Origin of the sequence: Pseudomonas sp. NPDC089752 (assembly GCF_044748725.1) — a bacterium.
Taxonomy (GTDB): domain Bacteria; phylum Pseudomonadota; class Gammaproteobacteria; order Pseudomonadales; family Pseudomonadaceae; genus Aquipseudomonas.
This window is the reverse complement of record NZ_JBIVGP010000025.1, coordinates 24,289-41,177: the sequence shown is the minus strand read 5'-3', so window position 1 is coordinate 41,177 and position 16,889 is coordinate 24,289. Positions and strand designations below refer to the sequence as shown.

The 16,889-nt window shown below is 63.5% G+C and carries 13 protein-coding genes; 5 read left to right on the top strand and 8 right to left on the bottom strand.

Annotated features, from left to right (window positions below; all coding sequences use genetic code 11):
- Positions 1–179: 179 nt before the first annotated feature.
- From treS to ACIPZF_RS25480, 3 genes are all read left to right on the top strand, one after another.
- A complete protein-coding gene (gene treS / locus ACIPZF_RS25490; protein ID WP_400804664.1) occupies positions 180–2,246 on the top strand; it encodes a maltose alpha-D-glucosyltransferase in 2,067 nt (688 codons plus the stop codon).
- 99 nt (positions 2,247–2,345) lie between these two features.
- Positions 2,346–5,330, top strand: coding sequence for an autotransporter domain-containing protein (locus ACIPZF_RS25485; protein ID WP_400804662.1), 2,985 nt, complete (start codon positions 2,346–2,348; stop codon positions 5,328–5,330).
- A gap of 177 nt (positions 5,331–5,507) precedes the next feature.
- Positions 5,508–6,125 (top strand): riboflavin synthase subunit alpha, encoded by a 618-nt coding sequence (locus ACIPZF_RS25480; protein ID WP_400804659.1) that lies wholly within the window; start codon positions 5,508–5,510, stop codon positions 6,123–6,125.
- Here ACIPZF_RS25480 and ACIPZF_RS25475 read toward each other — a convergent pair whose 3' ends face one another.
- The 3 genes from ACIPZF_RS25475 to proP all read right to left on the bottom strand — a co-directional run bounded on the left by ACIPZF_RS25475 (position 6,126) and on the right by proP (position 9,359).
- The gene (locus ACIPZF_RS25475) at positions 6,126–6,830 is read right to left on the bottom strand and encodes an SDR family oxidoreductase (RefSeq protein ID WP_400804656.1); all 705 of its coding nucleotides are present in this window, start codon (positions 6,828–6,830) and stop codon (positions 6,126–6,128) included.
- A gap of 98 nt (positions 6,831–6,928) precedes the next feature.
- On the bottom strand, positions 6,929–7,822 hold the full coding sequence (gcvA, locus tag ACIPZF_RS25470; protein ID WP_400804653.1) for a transcriptional regulator GcvA: 894 nt from the start codon (positions 7,820–7,822) through the stop codon (positions 6,929–6,931).
- A gap of 34 nt (positions 7,823–7,856) precedes the next feature.
- Positions 7,857–9,359, bottom strand: a complete 1,503-nt coding sequence (proP, locus tag ACIPZF_RS25465; RefSeq protein ID WP_400804650.1) for a glycine betaine/L-proline transporter ProP — start codon at positions 9,357–9,359, stop codon at positions 7,857–7,859.
- 251 nt (positions 9,360–9,610) lie between these two features.
- Here proP and ACIPZF_RS25460 point away from each other — a divergent pair, with 251 nt between their 5' ends.
- A complete protein-coding gene (locus tag ACIPZF_RS25460; RefSeq protein ID WP_400804648.1) occupies positions 9,611–10,945 on the top strand; it encodes an MFS transporter in 1,335 nt (444 codons plus the stop codon).
- A gap of 61 nt (positions 10,946–11,006) precedes the next feature.
- Here the strand turns inward: ACIPZF_RS25460 and hemB are convergent, their stop codons facing one another.
- The 3 genes from hemB to ACIPZF_RS25445 form a co-directional block, all read right to left on the bottom strand.
- Positions 11,007–11,981 carry a porphobilinogen synthase gene (gene hemB, locus ACIPZF_RS25455; RefSeq protein WP_400804646.1) on the bottom strand — a complete coding sequence of 325 codons (975 nt, stop codon included), beginning with the start codon at positions 11,979–11,981 and terminating at the stop codon, positions 11,007–11,009.
- 221 nt (positions 11,982–12,202) lie between these two features.
- Positions 12,203–13,096 (bottom strand): PA4780 family RIO1-like protein kinase, encoded by an 894-nt coding sequence (locus tag ACIPZF_RS25450; protein ID WP_400804644.1) that lies wholly within the window; start codon positions 13,094–13,096, stop codon positions 12,203–12,205.
- Between the two features lie 87 nt (positions 13,097–13,183).
- Positions 13,184–13,615 carry a multidrug/biocide efflux PACE transporter gene (locus ACIPZF_RS25445; protein WP_400804641.1) on the bottom strand — a complete coding sequence of 144 codons (432 nt, stop codon included), beginning with the start codon at positions 13,613–13,615 and terminating at the stop codon, positions 13,184–13,186.
- A 93-nt stretch (positions 13,616–13,708) separates the two neighbouring features.
- Here ACIPZF_RS25445 and ACIPZF_RS25440 point away from each other — a divergent pair, with 93 nt between their 5' ends.
- A complete protein-coding gene (locus ACIPZF_RS25440; protein ID WP_400804638.1) occupies positions 13,709–14,563 on the top strand; it encodes a LysR family transcriptional regulator in 855 nt (284 codons plus the stop codon).
- Positions 14,564–14,568: 5 nt separating this feature from the next.
- On the opposite strand, the gene ACIPZF_RS25435 is transcribed toward ACIPZF_RS25440, so the two are convergent.
- Positions 14,569–15,456, bottom strand: a complete 888-nt coding sequence (locus tag ACIPZF_RS25435) for a DUF2950 domain-containing protein (protein ID WP_400804635.1) — start codon at positions 15,454–15,456, stop codon at positions 14,569–14,571.
- Positions 15,453–16,811: a DUF3300 domain-containing protein gene (locus tag ACIPZF_RS25430; protein WP_400804633.1), complete on the bottom strand. Its 1,359-nt coding sequence runs from the start codon at positions 16,809–16,811 to the stop codon at positions 15,453–15,455. The genes ACIPZF_RS25435 and ACIPZF_RS25430 overlap by 4 nt, the downstream gene beginning before the upstream one ends.
- Between the last annotated feature and the right edge of the window lie 78 nt (positions 16,812–16,889).

Here is a 16,889-nt window from a genome sequence, read left to right as displayed (position 1 = left end):
ATCCGCGCAGCTTTTTAAGTTTTGTGGAAGACAGTTGCTCCCACAGCTCAATCCGCGCAGCTTTTTAAGTTTTGTGGAAGACAGTTGCTCCCACAAGGTCCTCACCCACCTCAGTCGAACGTTCAGCGTCGACTATCGTCATACCTTGAGCCGGTGCCGCCACGCAGAGAGGACGCGAAATGACTCAACCAGACCCGTCATACGTCAAATGGCTCGAAGACCGTTCCATGCTCAAGGCCTCGCAGGAACGGGCCCGCCTGTATTCCGGCCAGTCACGCCTGTGGCTCAACCCCTACGCCGAAGCGCAACCGCGCCGCGCCACCGACATCGCCTCGGTGTGGCTGACCGTCTACCCTGACGCGATCATCGCCCCCGAAGGCTGCTCGGTGCTGGGCGCTCTGGGCCATGAAACCTTGTGGAAGCGCCTGTCGGACGTTGGCGTGCAGGGCATCCACACCGGCCCGATCAAGCAGTCCGGCGGCGTACGCGGCCGCGACTTCACGCCCAGCGTCGACGGCAACTTCGACCGCATCAGTTTCGACATCGACCCGCTCTACGGCAACGAGCAGGAACTGGTGCAGATGAGCCGCATGGCCGCCGCCCACAACGCCGTGACCATCGACGACCTGATCCCCTCGCACACCGGCAAAGGCGCCGATTTTCGTCTGGCCGAGCTGGGCCATGGCGCCTACCCCGGGCTCTACCACATGGTCGAAATCCGCGAGGAGGACTGGCCGTTGCTGCCGGACGTGCCGCCAGGTCGCGATGCGGTCAACCTGCTGCCGGCGCTGTGCGACGAGCTCAAGGCGCGCCACTACATCGTCGGCCAGCTGCAACGGGTGATCTTCTTCGAGCCCGGGGTGAAAGAAACCGATTGGAGCGTGACGCCGCCCATCACTGGCGTCGACGGCAAGACGCGGCGTTGGGTCTACCTGCACTATTTCAAGGAAGGTCAGCCCTCACTCAACTGGCTCGACCCCAGCTTTACCGCCCAGCAAATGATCATCGGCGACGCCCTGCACGCGCTGGACTGCCTTGGCGCGCGCGGCTTGCGCCTTGATGCCAACGGCTTTCTCGGCGTCGAGACCCGCGCCGACGGCCCCGCCTGGTCGGAAAGCCACCCACTGTCGATCGTTGGCAACCAGCTGATCGGCGGGATGATCCGCAAGGCTGGCGGTTTCAGTTTCCAGGAGCTGAACCTCACCCTGGACGATATCGCGCAGATGTCCAAGGGTGGCGCCGACCTGTCCTACGACTTCATTACCCGCCCGGCTTATCAACATGCGCTGCTGACCGGCGACACCGAGTTTCTGCGTCTGATGCTCAAGGAAATGCATGGATTTGGCATCGACCCCGCGTCGTTGATCCACGCCCTGCAAAACCACGATGAACTGACCGTCGAACTGGTGCACTTCTGGACCTTGCACGCCCATGACATGTACCTGTTCAAGGGCCAGACCCTGCCTGGCAATATCCTGCGCGAGCATATCCGCGAGGAAATCTACGAGCGCCTGTCGGGTGAGCATGCGCCTTACAACTTGCGCTTCGTCACCAACGGCATCTCCTGCACCACCGCCAGCCTGATCACCGCAGCGCTGGGCATTCGCGACCTGGAGCAGATCGGCCCGGCCGATATCGAGCTGATCCAGAAGGTCCACCTGTTGCTGGTGATGTACAACGCCATGCAACCGGGGGTCGTCGCGCTGTCGGGCTGGGACCTGGTCGGTGCCCTGCCCCTGGCGGCCGAGGCAGTGGCCGAAAAGATGGTCGATGGCGATACCCGCTGGATCCACCGGGGCGGCTACGACCTGGCCGGGCTCGACCCGCAGGCCGAGGCTTCGGTGCGCGGCATGCCTCGCGCCCGCTCGCTGTACGGCAGCCTCGACAGCCAACTGGAGCATGCCGATTCATTTGCCAGCAAGGTGAAGAAACTGCTCGCCGTGCGCCAGGCCTACGGCATCGCCAGCAGCCGTCAGGTGCTGGTGCCGGAAGTCAGCAGCCCAGGGTTGTTGGTGATGGTGCATGAACTGCCGGCTGGGCGCGGTATCCAGATCAGCGCGCTGAATTTTGGCCAGGATGTGATTGCCGAGGAGCTTGTGCTGACGGGGTTCACGCCGGGGACGGTGGTGGACATGATCAACGAGACGGTCGAAGGTGACTTGACCGAGGATGGGCGGCTGACGGTGAATCTGGACCCTTTTGAGGCGTTGTGCTTGAGGATCGTGAACAGTAGCGGGCATGTCTGAGACAGTGCTTGCCCCGCGAAGAGGCCGGTGCTGACTCCATAAAACCGTAATATCCAATGGCCATATTGGGCGCCCCTGAACAAGAACCCTGGTCGCCCAATGCCTTTCACGCCCAACCGCCTGGCCCTGTGCATCACACTGGCCTGTGCCGCTTTCGCCCCTGCCGCTCTGGCCAAGGATTACCTGATCGACAGCGCCACCACCGACACGCTGGAACTGAAAAAGTCGGACACCCTGAAGGTGACCTCCAGTGGCAGCATCGTGGCCAGCGACGATGATGGCGTGATCCTGCCCAAGCACACCAGCGGTGCCACTGTCAGCGTCGATAACGCCGGCATCATCCGTTCCACCGACGGCCGCGGCATCGATACCAAGGACGAAGGTGAAGACCTCAGCCATTACCTCATCACCAACCAAGCCAGCGCGCGGATCCAAGGCACCAACGATGGCCTGCGTTTCCAGGCCAACCCGACGGCGGGTGGCAGCCTGAAAATCGTCAACGCCGGCACCATCGAGTCGACTGTCGAAGGCCAGGCCATCGACCTGGAAACCCTCGACAACCCGGCCTTCACCACCACCTTGATCAACCAGGCCAGCGGCGTGATCCATGCGGTGGGCAACGACGCGATCAAGACTGGCTCCAACGCCACCGTGACCAACTACGGGCTGATCTACACCGACACCGCGCCGCAGGACAAGGACGGCCTCGACCAGAAGTACGACGGCATCAAGATCGGCACCTCGACCGGCGTCACCGTGCACAACTACGGCGCCATCAGCGCCGACCGCCATGGTGTCGACCTGAAAACCGACGCCACCCTCTACAACTACGAAGGCGCCAGCGTCACTGGCCGCAACGGCTCGGGCTTCGGCTCCGATGGCAGCGGCACGGTATACAACTACGGCACCATCACGGGTGCCATTGCAGACGGCAAACTCAACGGCGATGGCGATGGTGTCGACATCGACCTGATCGGCCATATCTACAACGCCGGCACCATTCAAGGCCTGGGCGCCAAAGGCGTCGACAGCGGTGGCCGGCCCAATGGCAGCGAAGGCATCGCCATGGGCGGTGGCACTATCGTCAACACCGCCAGCGGGGTCATCCGCAGCGTCGACAACGGCATCCTGGTCGACGACGGCGCCGAGGGTGCCGGCGTGGCGGCAACCCAGATCAGCAACGCTGGCCGCATCGAAGGCGAAGGCGGCTTCGGCATCAAGCTGATCGGCGAGTACGACGATAGTGTGATCAACAGCGGCACCATCAGCGGCGGCAATGGCCTGGCCTTGAGCATGGGCGCGGGCAATGACAGCCTGGTGGTGGAAACCGGCGGGGTATTCGACGGCCTGGTCGATGGCGGCGACGGCATCGACAGCGTGACCCTCAACGGCACGGGCAGCTTCGGCAACAGCCGCAACTTCGAAACGCTGAATGTGAGCGGCGGTAGCTGGACGCTTACCAGCGTCGACGATTTCAGCCAGGGCGGCGTGGTTGCCAGCGGCGCGACGCTGATCAACCAAGGCAGCATCCTCGGCCTGATGCAGGTCGAACAGGGCGCGACCTATGCCGGGGGTGGTTCGGTCGGCGGCCTGCAGGTCGACGGCACTCTACAGACCAATACCGGCCTGGGTGTGGCCAAGGTCAATGGCGACTTGAGCTTTGGCCAGGGCGCGACCCTGGTGTACGGCGTGAACGCCGATGGCAGCAGCGCACCGATCAGCGTCAGCGGCACGGCCAATCTGGCCGGCGCTACCCTGCGCGTCCAGCCAACCCCGGGCCAGTATCCGTGGCTGAGCCAATACACGGTCCTGAACGCCGGCGCGATCAATGGCACGTTCGGCCAAGTAACCAGCGATTACGCCTTCCTCACCCCGACCCTGAGCTACACCAGCAACTCGGTAGGCCTGGCCTACAGCCGCAACGACATCGCCTTCGAACACTATGCACAAACTGCCAATGGCTCAACAGCGGCGCGCAGCCTGGGAAGCCTCGGCCAGGGCAGCACGTTGTACAACGCCGTGCTCGGCAGCAGCGCCGCCAGCGCTGGCAACGCCATTGAACAACTGGCAGGCAGCAACACCGCCAACCTGGCAGCCGCCACGCTTGCCGGCACCACTCAGGTGGGCAGCAGCATGCTCGGCGCCATGCAGTCGATGGGCAGCACGGCTGGGTTGCTGGTGGGCCTGAATGAGGGCGACGGCCCTGCCCTGGCCGCCACCGGCGTGCCGCACGAGGCACGCAACCTCAACGACCCGAACGCCCAAGGGCGGGTCTGGGCTCAAGCCCTCGGCAGCTACGGCAAGGTCGATGGCAGCCACGGTGCCAGTGCGCTGGAGCAACGTACCGGCGGCGGCGTACTGGGCATCGACTGGGCGCTGGCCGGCAACTGGCGCCTGGGTGTACTCGGTGGCTATTCCCGCACGCGCCTGGACAGCACCGGTCTGGACGGCACTGTGCGTAGCTGGCATGCCGGCGTCTACGCCCAACACCAGAACGGCCCGCTGGCCCTGCGCATGGGCGCTGCTTACAGCCGCCATGACGGTGACAGCAAGCGCGAGGTGGCTTTCAGCGGCTTCGATGAACGCCTGAAGGGTGACTATGACGCCGACAGCCAGCAGGCCTTCGTCGAATTAGGCTATGCCATGGGCAGTGGCCGCCTGAGCGCCGAACCGTTCGCCAGCCTGGGGTATCAGCGCTATCACCGCGACAGCTACCGGGAGAAAGGCGGCGATGCGGCGCTGGCGGTGGACTCCGATACCCAGGACAACGTCAGCAGCACCTTGGGCCTGCGCGTGGCGCACCTTGGTCAACTGGACAACGGCATGAGCTTGACCCCGCGGGCTAGCCTGGGTTGGCGGCATACCTATGGCAACATCGATACCCGCACGCGCCAGGCGTTTCTGGCGGGTGGGGATGCGTTCAGTGTCGAAGGGAGTGCAATCGACCGGGATAGCTTGCTGGTCGAAGCTGGATTGGACCTGGGGGTGAGTGCGCGGCAGACCATTGGTTTGGGGTATAGCGGTGAGCTGGGGAGTAATAGCCGGAACCATGCCGTAGTCGGGCAGTGGCAGTTGAGGTTCTGAGGATTGGTTGTCAGTGCGGGCCTCTTCGCGGGGCAAGCCCGCTCCCACAGGGTGAGGTGCAGCGCCTGACTTGTGGGAGCGGGCTGGCCCCGCGAAGAGGCCGGCACACCCACCTTGCATTTAGGTCTGCAGAGGCATAGCTTCCGGGCATCGTTTTCCATGCCCAGGAGCCTCTCCATGTACACCGGCATCGTCCAGGCCGTCCGCCCCCTCCTTGCTGTGACCACCTACCCGGGCCACAACCAGTTCACCATCGACCTCACACCGGAATTGCTAGACGAGCTGAAGATCGGTGCAAGCGTCAGTGTCGAGGGCACTTGCCTGTCGGTCACCGAGATTGATGGCACCCAGGTCAAGTTCGACGCCATGACCGCCACCCTCGAACGCACCAACCTGCGCTGCTTCAAGGCTGGCCAGGACGTCAACATCGAGCGTTCGGCGAAGATGAATGCCGAAATCGGCGGCCACCTCATGGCCGGCCATGTCGCCACTACCGCCGAGATCGTCGAGCTGTCGATCAAGGAGACCGGTGCTTACATCCAGTTCCGCATGCCGCCGGAATGGGCCAAGTATGTCTTCCCGCGCGGCTTCCTCGGCGTCAACGGCTGCAGCCTGACCGTCGCCGACGTGGACGACACGCTGATCACCATCAACCTGATCCCCGAAACCCTGCGCCAGACTACCTTCGCCCGCTACAAGGCCGGCGAGCTGCTCAACATCGAGGTCGATCACCAGACCATGGTGCTGGTCGATGTGGTGGAACGCACCCTCAAAGGCACCCTCGCCCGGCTCTAATCAGACGCTGCGGGTCAGGCCGCCGTCGACCTTGATGTTCTGCCCAGTGATGTACGCCGCGCCATCGCTGGCCAGGAAGGCCACGGTCGCGGCGATTTCCTCGCTTTTGCCATAGCGTTTGAGCGGCACGCTGTCGCGGCGCTCGTCAGTGGCCGGCAGGCTGTCGATCCAGCCCGGCAGGACGTTGTTGATGCGAATGTTGTCGCCGGCATACTGGTCGGCGAAGATCTTGCTGAACGCTGCCAGCCCCGCACGGAACACCGCCGAGGTGGGGAACATCGCGCTTGGCTCGAACGCCCAGGCGGTGGAAATGTTGATCACCACCCCACTCTTTTGCCGCTGCATGATCGGCGTCACCAGGCGGGTCGGGCGGATCACGTTGAGCAGGTAGGTTTCCATGCCCTGGTGCCAGTCCTCGTCGCTGATTTCCAGGATCGGCGCACGTGGGCCGTGCCCTGCACTGTTGACCAGCACGTCGATGCGACCCCACTTGGCAACGACGGCATCGACCAGGCGCTGGATATCGTCGATGGACTGGTTGCTGCCGGTCACGCCAATGCCACCCAGTTCCTCGGCCAGGGCCTCGCCCTTGCCGGACGACGACAGAATACCGACCTTGAAACCATCGGCAGCCAGGCGCCGCGCTGCCGCTGCGCCCATGCCGCTGCCACCTGCGATCACGATTGCTACCTTTTCGATGGACATGAAGCCTCCTGGTTTTCCTGCATGAGTGATGCAGCCAGACTAGCAGCGCGCTGCGCCTGGCAGAGAGGCAGCAAAGCTTTTTACTCCCAATAGATAATCTACTGGCTCTGCGCCTGCTGCAGTAACCATGCGCGCACTGTCGCCAACGCCGGCGGCTGATAGGCATTGCGCGGCCATACCAGATAAAACGCTTGGTCCAGGCTCAGTGCATGGTCAAACGCCAGGGCCAGGCGGCCCGCCGCGATGTCGCTCTGCACGAAGTGGTAACTGGCCAGCGCCAGCCCCTGGCCGGCGATCGCAGCGTCGATTGCCAACGCGGTCTGATTGAAGCGTACGTTACGCGCCGACGCCTGCAGTGGTTGCTGGAAGACTTCGCTGATGAAATCGGGCCAGAAGTTGTGAGCGTCATGCAGCAAGGTATAACGCTGCAGTTCCTGCAGATTCCTCGGTACCCCTTGAACCTGCAGTAGCGATGGGCTGGCTACCGCAACGATGCGCTGCTGCAGGAACATTTCGGTGTGCAGTGCCGGGCCAAACGGTGGCCGCCCATAGCGCACGGCGATGTCCACGCCTTCCGGGCGAAACTGCGAGAGTCGCTCGGTGGCGAGCACCTGCAGGTCGATGCCAGGGTGCTCTTCGGCAAAGGACGAAAGCCTGGGAATCAGCCACTTCGCTGCAAAGGTCGGGGTCACACTGATCGTCAGTTGCGCACCATCGGGCCGCAACGCCTGGGTAGCGCTGCCGATCAAGGCGAAGGCGCTGCGGATATCGCTGCTGTAGCGCAGGCCGGCACCGGTCAGGGCCAAACCCCGCGGCAGCCGCTCGAACAGCTTGATCCCAAGGTTCGCTTCAAGCCCGCGAATCTGCTGTGCCACAGCCGCCTGGGTAACCCCCAGTTCGTCGGCCGCCAGGCGAAAGTTGAGGTGCCGCGCCACCACCTCGAATACCCGCAGCCCATTGAGCGGCGGCAACGCGGAAAAACCCTCGGCCATATAGATAATCTACTGATTGATCAGGCCTTGTACCTTACTCGATACGCGGGTGCTGCTGCACCAGCAGCTTGCGCTTGGCCTCAAGCTCCGCGATCTGCTCGTCGATGTCCTCGATCTTCTGCTCGATGTTGTCGTGGTGCTCCTGCAGCAGCTCGCGAGCTTCCTCGATGTCCGAGGCGGCTGGCGCGGCGCCGCGCAGCGGCTTGTTGGCGGTTTCCTTCATGGTCAGGCCGGTGATCAGGCCCACGGCGGCAATCACCATCAGGTAGTAGGCCGGCATGTACAGGTCACCGGTGCTCTCCACCAGCCAGGCGGCCAGGGTCGGGGTCAGGCCGGCGATCAACACCGAGATGTTGAAGGCGCTGGCCAGGGCGCTATAGCGGATGTGCGTGGGGAACATCGCCGGCAGCGTCGACGCCATCACGCCGATGAAGAAATTGAGCATTACGGCGATGATCAGCAAGCCGGCGAAAATCACCCCGAGCACACCGCTGTTGATCAGCATGAACGCCGGGATGGCCAGCACGAACAGGCCGACGCTGCCGATGATGATGAAGGGGCGGCGGCCCCATTTGTCGCTGAGCAGGCCGATGATCGGCTGCACGAACAGCATGCCGACCATGATCGCGATGATGATCAGCACGCCGTGGTCTTCGCTGTAGTGCAGGTTGTGCGACAGGTAGCTGGGCATGTAGGTGAGCAGCATGTAGTAGGTGACGTTGGTGGCGATTACCACGCCGATACAGGTCACCAGGCTGCGCCAGTGCTGGGTTGCCACCTCCTTGAACGACACCTTTGGCCCGGAAGCCAGGCCTTCACGGTCGCCCTGCTCAAGCTTCTCGACATGCTGCTGGAACGCCGGGGTTTCCTCCAGTGCATGGCGCAGGTACAGGCCGATGATACCCAGCGGCAAGGCCAGGAAGAACGGCAGGCGCCAGCCCCATTCGAGGAACTTTTCTTCCCCCAGAATGGTGGAAATCAGCACCACCACCCCCGCGCCGAGCACAAAGCCGGCGATCGAGCCGAAGTCCAGCCAGCTGCCAAGGAAGCCGCGCTTGCGGTCCGGCGCATACTCGGCGACGAAAATCGAAGCGCCGGTGTATTCGCCCCCCACCGAGAAGCCCTGGGCCATCTTCGCCAGCAACAGCAGGATCGGCGCCCAGATGCCGATGGACGCGTAGGACGGTATCAGGCCGATGGCGAAGGTGCTCAGCGACATGATCACGATGGTCGCCGCGAGAATTTTCTGTCGCCCGAACTTGTCGCCCAGGGCACCGAAGAACAGGCCGCCCAATGGACGAATCAGGAACGGCACCGAGAAGGTGGCCAAAGCCGCGATCATCTGCACGCTGGGGTCGGCGTTGGGGAAAAACACCTTGCCCAGGGCGTAGGCGACGAAGCCATACACGCCGAAGTCGAACCATTCCATGGCATTACCCAGCGCGGCGGCGGTGATCGCCTTACGCATCTTGGCGTCGTCGACGATGGTGATGTCTTTCAAGCCGATCGGCTTGACGCTTTTCTTGCGAGATTTCATGCCTGTGTCCCTTCACTTGACGGTTCGCCACTGGCCAGCGTGGGGCTAACTGGTGGCTCTAAGGCATCAGATACAACGGGACACTAAATAATTCAGCGCTTACCGATTTTTTATGAATGACCGGGAAAACCAATAGTAGACAGTTTGTATACATAGCACGAACAATGACAAAATGCCGCACCTGAGGCCAGTTCGGCGCAGGCATGGAAGTCTGAATCGGCGTTGCCTCAACTACCTGTCAAGAGAGAATCATGCGTTCCACTCCGCAACCCGTCATGATCGATGACGTTGAAATCAACAGTTTCCACCAGCTGCTCACCCTGCGCACCGGCTTAGGCTGGGTGATGGTCGGCTACATCTTCAGCATCATCGGCGTGGCGACCATCCCGATGTCCACTGCCCTGCAACTGAGCGGCTTCTGGCAAGGCATGGTCGCCGCCATGGCCCTGCTCGGCGTGTTCGCCGGCGGCTTCTTCGGTGGCTGGCTGACCGACCGCATGGGCCGGCAGAAGCTGTTTTTCGTCGCCCCTGCGATCGTCTTGCTGGCTTCGCTGGCCATGCTCATGGTTCAGGACCCACTGGCCCTGTCGCTGTTGCGCCTGTTGTGCGGGCTGGCAGTGGGCATTGAATATACCGCCGCCGGCTCCCTGCTGACCGAGTTCATCCCGCAGAAATCCCGAGGTTCGCGGCTCTCGCTGCTGACCGTGCTGTGGTTCGTCGGCGCCGCACTGGCTTACATCGCCGGTAACTTCATGCTGGCCGATGCCGGGCCTGAGAACTGGCGCACGGTCATGGCCAGCCCGGCGATCATCGCCGGGCTGATGTTGCTGGCCCGGCTGGGGACGCCGGAGTCACCACGCTGGTTGCTGAGCAAAGGCCGCCGCACGGAAGCCGAGCAGGTGATTCGCGAGGTGTACGGCCCCGACTTCTCGCTGCGCAACATCAGCGATGATGGAAGCTCGGGTCAGACGATGTCATTTATCGACGCGCTGCGTGCAGGCTACGGCAAGCGCATTCTGTTCGTGGTGATGTTCTGGGCCTGCGCGGTGATTCCGCTATTCGCCGTATATGCCTTCGTGCCCAAGCTGTTCCAGGCTCTCAAGCTGACTGGCAACCTGGCGGCCTATGGCTCGATGGGCATCACCCTGATCCTGGTGCTCGGCTGCTGCGTTGCCACCTGGCTGATCAACTACCTGGGCCGGCGCACCCTCATCATTCACAGCTTTCTGTGGTCAGGGTTGGCGCTGCTGGGATTGGGGCTGTTCCCGGATGCCCAGGGCTGGGTGGTGCTGTCGCTGTTCGGCGCCTACGCGCTGTTCATCGGCGGTGCGCAGGTGCTGGAGTTCGTCTACCCCAACGAGCTGTTCCCCACTGAAATCCGCGCTTTCGCGGTCGGCATGGGCGCTTCGCTGGCGGCGTTCAGCTCGGCCATCGGCACCTGGCTGGTACCCATGTCGCTGGAGCAGTTCGGCATTGCCAACACGATGTTCGCGGCAACGGCGATTACCATGCTGGGGCTGGCGGTATCCCTGTTACTGGCGCCGGAGACCAAGTCGATGAGCCTGCAGGAAGCGGCGGCGCTGTAGCGCTGGCTTTGGGGCAAAAAAAACCGCTGCAGACGCAGCGGTTTTTTGGGATGGCTTTTTATCAGATACCGTCGCGTGCCAGGTCCATGGCGAAGTAGCTCAGGATCAGATCGGCACCGGCCCGCTTGATCGCGCCGATGCTTTCACGTACCACACGGCCTTCGTCAATGGCGCCGGCCAAGCCGCCGAACTTGATCATCGCGTACTCGCCACTGACCTGATACGCCGCCAGCGGCAAGCGCGACGCTGCGCGGATGTCGGCGATCACGTCGAGGTAGGCGCCAGCCGGCTTGACCATCAGCACGTCAGCGCCTTCCTGCTCGTCGAGCAGCGACTCGCGCACGGCTTCGCGGCGGTTCATCGGGTTCATCTGGTAGCTCTTGCGGTCGCCCTTGAGCACGGTGCCCCCGGCTTCACGGAACGGGCCATAAAGCGACGATGCGAACTTGGTGGAGTACGCCATGATCGCGGTGTCGTGGAAACCGGCGCCGTCCAGTGCGCTGCGGATGGCCTGGACCTGGCCGTCCATCGCCGCCGAAGGCGCGATGAAGTCGGCACCGGCGGCTGCGGCAATCACCGCCTGTTTGCCCAGGTTGGCCAGGGTAGCGTCGTTGTCCACGCCATGGTCGTGCAGCACGCCGCAGTGGCCGTGGCTGGTGTATTCACAGAAGCAGGTGTCGGACATCACCACCATTTCCGGCACGCTGTCCTTGCAGATGCGGGCCATGCGCGCGACCAGGCCGTTCTCGTTCCAGGTGTCGCTGCCGGTGGCATCCAGGTTGTGCGAAACGCCGAAGGTCATCACCGACTTGATGCCGGCGCGGGCGTAGCGCTCGATTTCCTGGGCCAGCAGTTTCTCGGGGATACGATTGACCCCCGGCATGCTGCTGATTGGCACGAAGTCGTCGATGCCTTCCTCGACGAAGATCGGCAGGATCAGGTCTTCGAGGCGGAATTCGGTCTCCTGGAAGATCGTGCGCAGGGATTCGTTTTGGCGCAGACGGCGGGGGCGAACGGAAGGAAAACGGTTGGACATGACAGCTCCAGGGAATATGGACGGCGTATACCTTATGCCTGTTGGGCTTCGGGGGAAAGACCGGGGGGTGAGATTGTGCCTTGCACTCAGGGCAATAGTTGGCTTTTGCATTGGCTGTGCCGGCCCTTTCGCGGGGCAAGCCCGCTCCCACAATGGTCCTGCCAACACTGTTCATTGTGGGAGCGGGCTTGCCCCGCGAAGAGGCCAGTGCTGGCGCTAAATCACTGCAACCAAGGCGGCGGAGGCTCTTCACCCTTGACCGGCCCATGCTCGGCTTCGGCCCGCGCCGCGCGGCGACGGGCATCGTCCAGCCGCGCAGCGTCGATCTCGCGCATCACCCCGCCCACATCGGCGACGTGCTCGTCATCCTCGAATTCACCCGTCAGCGGGCTGTCCGCCTTCAACTCGCCCGCTTCGTACAGCGCCCACATTTCCTGGGCATAGCGGGTGTGCTTCAGCTCCGGGGCAAAGCGCCCGAAATAATGCGCCATGTTCGCCACATCGCGCTGCAGCATGCTGAACGCATGGTTGTTGCCGGCGGCATCCACCGCCTGTGGCAGGTCGATGATTACCGGGCCGTCAGGGCCCAGCAGCACGTTGAATTCGGACAGGTCGCCATGCACCAGCCCGGCACACAGCATCAAGACGATCTGGCGAATGACGAAAGCGTGGTACTCGCGCGCCTCTTCGGCCTCCAGGTGCACGTCGTTCAGGCGCGGTGCTGCATCGCCGTCGGCGTCGGTCACCAGCTCCATCAACAGCACGCCATCCTGGAAGTCGTACGGCTTGGGCACCCGTACACCGGCACTGGCCAGGCGGAACAGCGCCGCCACTTCGGCGTTCTGCCAGGCGTCTTCGGCCTCTTTGCGGCCGTATTTGCTGCCCTTGGCCATCGCCCGGGCCTGGCGGCTGTTGCGCACCTTGCGGCCTTCCTGGTATTCGGCGGCCTGGCGGAAACTGCGCTTGTTGGCCTCTTTGTAGACCTTGGCGCAACGTACCTGGGCGCCGCAACGCACCACGTAAACGGCGGCTTCCTTGCCGCTCATCAAGGGCCGCAGCACTTCGTCGACCAGTCCGTCTTCAATCAGCGGTTCGATTCGTTTTGGCGTCTTCATCAGGCTTGTTTCGGGGTCCTGTCTGGCCTTATGGCTGGGATGGCGGACATCCTCTCACAGGCGGCTGCGTCTTGCTCGTTTGTCTGCTCAGGCGGTGGCCCGGCGCTGCGTAATCAGGTGCCGGGCCCGGTCGAACGCCCAGTTGTAGACCACCGTGTAAGGCAGGATGATCACGAAGAAGCCCAACTCGACCATCAGCGCCTGCCACAGCGAGATGTCCAGCATCCAGGCCGCCACCGGCAGGCACCACACCACCAGGCCAGCTTCGAAACCCAGGCCATGAATGAAGCGTGCCGAAGCCTTCCACTGGATACGTGGAGTTGCCACATAGCGGTCGACCAGCATGTTGTAGAACATGTTCCAGCCCATGGCGATCAGCGACAAGGTAACTGCCAGGCTACCCGCCGTGGCCAGTGACTTGCCCATGATCCAGGACAACAGCGGGGCACACAGCAATACGGCAAAGAACTCGTAGCCGACGGCATGCAGCAGACGTTCGGAGAAAGCGACTTTTTTCATGACAGGTTCCATCGTGTGATCAACTCGTGCTTCACATTTTCTTTGATGGAACTGATACTCGCGACATAGCTCCTATCGGTTTTATCAATACCTATGCGCTACTCGCCCGAAGCCCTCGTCGCCTTTGTCGAAGCCGCGGCGCTCGGCTCGTTCTCGGCTGCAGCGCGAAAACTGCGCAAAAGCCAATCGACCATCAGCATCGCTATTGCCAATTTTGAAGCGGACGTGGGCTGCCCGCTGTTCGACCGTGCGGGCCGCCACCCCACACTCAATGCGGCCGGTCGTCAGGTGCTGAGCCACGTCGAGGCGATCCTCGATGCCAGCGCCCGGCTCGATGCTCTGGCGGTGCGCCTGGCCGAGCAGGTCGAACCACTGGTGTCGGTGGTGATGTCCGACAGTTACAGCGTGACCTTCCAGGGCGAGGTGATCAGCCGTTTCGCCGAAAGCTATCCGCACACCGAACTGCGCTGCGGGCCGGCCGAGGACGCCGACGTGATCGACATGATCCAGCAGGACATGGCGCACATCGGCATCCTCGCCGCCCAGCCGCAGTACCCGGCCGACGTGGCCGTGGCGCGCTTGGCGGAACAGGCGGAATTCGCCGTATACGTCAGCACTGATCACCCGCTGGCAAAGCAACCGGCACTGCAGCCCCAACACCTGGAGAACGAGCGTCAGCTGTACATCAGAACCTATGCTCCGAGCCTGCATCATGGGCGCGGCCAGGCCTGGTCCGCGCCGGACTACCTGACCTTGCTGGAGTTCGCCGTGCGCGGGTTTGGCTGGGCCGAGCTGCCCAGGGCGCTGGTGTCGCGCTTCGGCAGCGGCCTGGTGGAATTGCCGGTGGCAGGCTACCCACGGCGGGTCGCCATGGACGTGGTGTGGTCACGCCAGCGCGCACTGGGGCCGGCCGGGCAATGGCTGGTGCAACAGTTGCTGGTGCGCTAGCGGCTTCAGTCGTTGCCATCGACAGCGACGATCTGCCAGCTGTCATCCGGGTCGAAGCGCTGCATGGCCTTGACCAGCTTGTCACCCTGCGGCCCCAGGTCCTTCTCGAACACCTGGCCATCGTGGCTGACCATGAAGCTCATCACCCCGGTGTCATCGTACTTGGCCGGCCAGGCGACCATCGCGAAGCCACGGCTCATCTGCGTGCCGATCAGGTAACTGTAGGCGCCGCCCGGGGCTGACGGACCCTGGCCATCAAGGATGCGGAAGTGATAGCCATACCAGTCGTCCCCCACCACATCCTGGCCGAACAGCGGGCCCAGGGGGCTGACCTCGCCGCTCTCATCCTCTTCCCAATACAGCCCATCGTGCTTGCCGGGCGAGCTGAATACCTGCTGGGCATACTCCAGCGCACCGTTGCCGTTGCGGTCCTTCGAGGCGTAGTCCATCTGCGCATCGTGATAGGCGAGCAGCGATTGCACGGCCGAAAGCTCATCGCGACCGATGCGCCGTGCGCGGATCTCGGCGCTGCCAGCCTTGAGGTCGAAGCGCCAGCCGCTGGCGCTGTGCGACAGCGGAATGGGGAGGGTCCAGTGCTCGCTGCCCACGGCCAGAACGGCTTTGTCGTCACTTTGCTTTTGAATCTGGTGCTGCTGGCGGTATTGCTGCAGGAAGGCATCCACATCGCTGCGCTGCACGCCTTCACGGGGGATATAGGTGCGCCAGTCATCGCCGAGCAACTGGGCCAGGCGTGCCTGGTCGGCATGCTCGGTGCCCAGCGCCAGGACAAAGGCTTCGACGGCTTTTTCCGGTGTCGGAAATGCCTGCTGCGCAGCCAGGCTCGAACCTGCACTGGCCAGGGCAATCAGCCCAAGCATCGTCTTGATGTTCATCGCCGGCCTCCTCCCCCACCCCGGCGCATCGGCGCACTGGGCCTGGAAATGGCATGCCCCGCAGCACGCGCTGAATGGGGCCGCTGGGCAAGCATCTGGCTGGTCCTGCCGCGGTCGATCTGGGCCATGCTGCGCGATGGAGAACGGACGCCCTCGAAGGCATTGTTGCGCGCCCTGCCAGCATGGGTGTTCTGCCTGCTCTGCAGGGTCTGGCGGGCTTGCTGGCCGTCGCGACCGCCCCTGCCCTGCGGCTGGCGATCGGCGAGGTGCGGACGGTTGGCCTGGGCCTCGCGCACCTGGTCACGGGCCTGGCGGTTGCTGGTAGCGGGCCGTTCGATACCGGCCCGGTCCATCGATGCACGGGCGCGGTCTCGGGCCTGGGCGCGCTGGGCGTCGTCGCCCCGGAAGGCGGCACGCTGGCTGGCACCGTCGAGTTGGCGGCCAAACTGCTGGCGGCTGCGGTTATCGCGATAAGGCACACCATCTCGGTGCACGGCGTTGTGCTGCCAGGTGTTCTGGTTGTTGCCGATGCGGTTGTTGACGTTGATGTTGTTGTAGCGGTTGACGTCGATATCGATGTCGTTGTGCCCCCAGTCGCAATCGCCCCACAGCGAATTGACGATCGCCACCCCCGTGCCGAAGGCCAGCCCCGCCACCAGTGCGGAGCCGGCGTAATACAGCGGCGACGGCGGGTAATACACCGGCGGCGATGCGGGGTAGGCCCAGGTGCCGTAGCTGGTGGTGGGGTTATAGGTGGGCACGTAGACCACCTGCGGGTCGGCCGGTTGGATGATGATGGTGCTGGCGGGTGCGGCAGCAGTGCTGGCAGGCGCTGCGGGGGCAGCCTGCACCGTGACGTTCTGGTACTGGTTGCTTTGCAGATTGCCGGCAGCCTTCGCCTGCTGGCGTAGCCGCTGCACCGCGCCCATCACATCGTCGGGCTGAGCCAGGAACGCATCCCCCAGGCGCTGCACCCAGACCGGGTCCTGGCCCAGCACCACCAGCACCTGCGGGAAGGCCACCAGCGCCTGGACGCTCGGGTCCCACGGCTGCTTGGCCACTTGCTTGACGGCATCATCGCCCTGGGCCTTCGGGTTGGCTTTCGACCAGGCCACCGCTTCGCCCACCTCGCCGGGGTAGGTCGTGGCCATCAGCACCTGCGCCAGCAGCGCATCGGGATACAGCGCGATGGGAGCAAGCATCTGATCGAGCTGTTCCTGGTTGAACACGGCCTGTTTCGCCGGTGCCGCCTGGGCAGGTTGGGGAGGCGCAGGAGACGTTTCAGCCTGTGCGAGGCTCGCTGTACCGCTCAGGCAGAGCACCGCCGACACGACGCAGAGCAATGGCATGCGCATCACAGTTCCCTCGGAGTGAAGCCGCGTGGGACTTAAGCCTAGCAAAGGCTGCGGTTTGCACACGGCTGCTGGCGATAT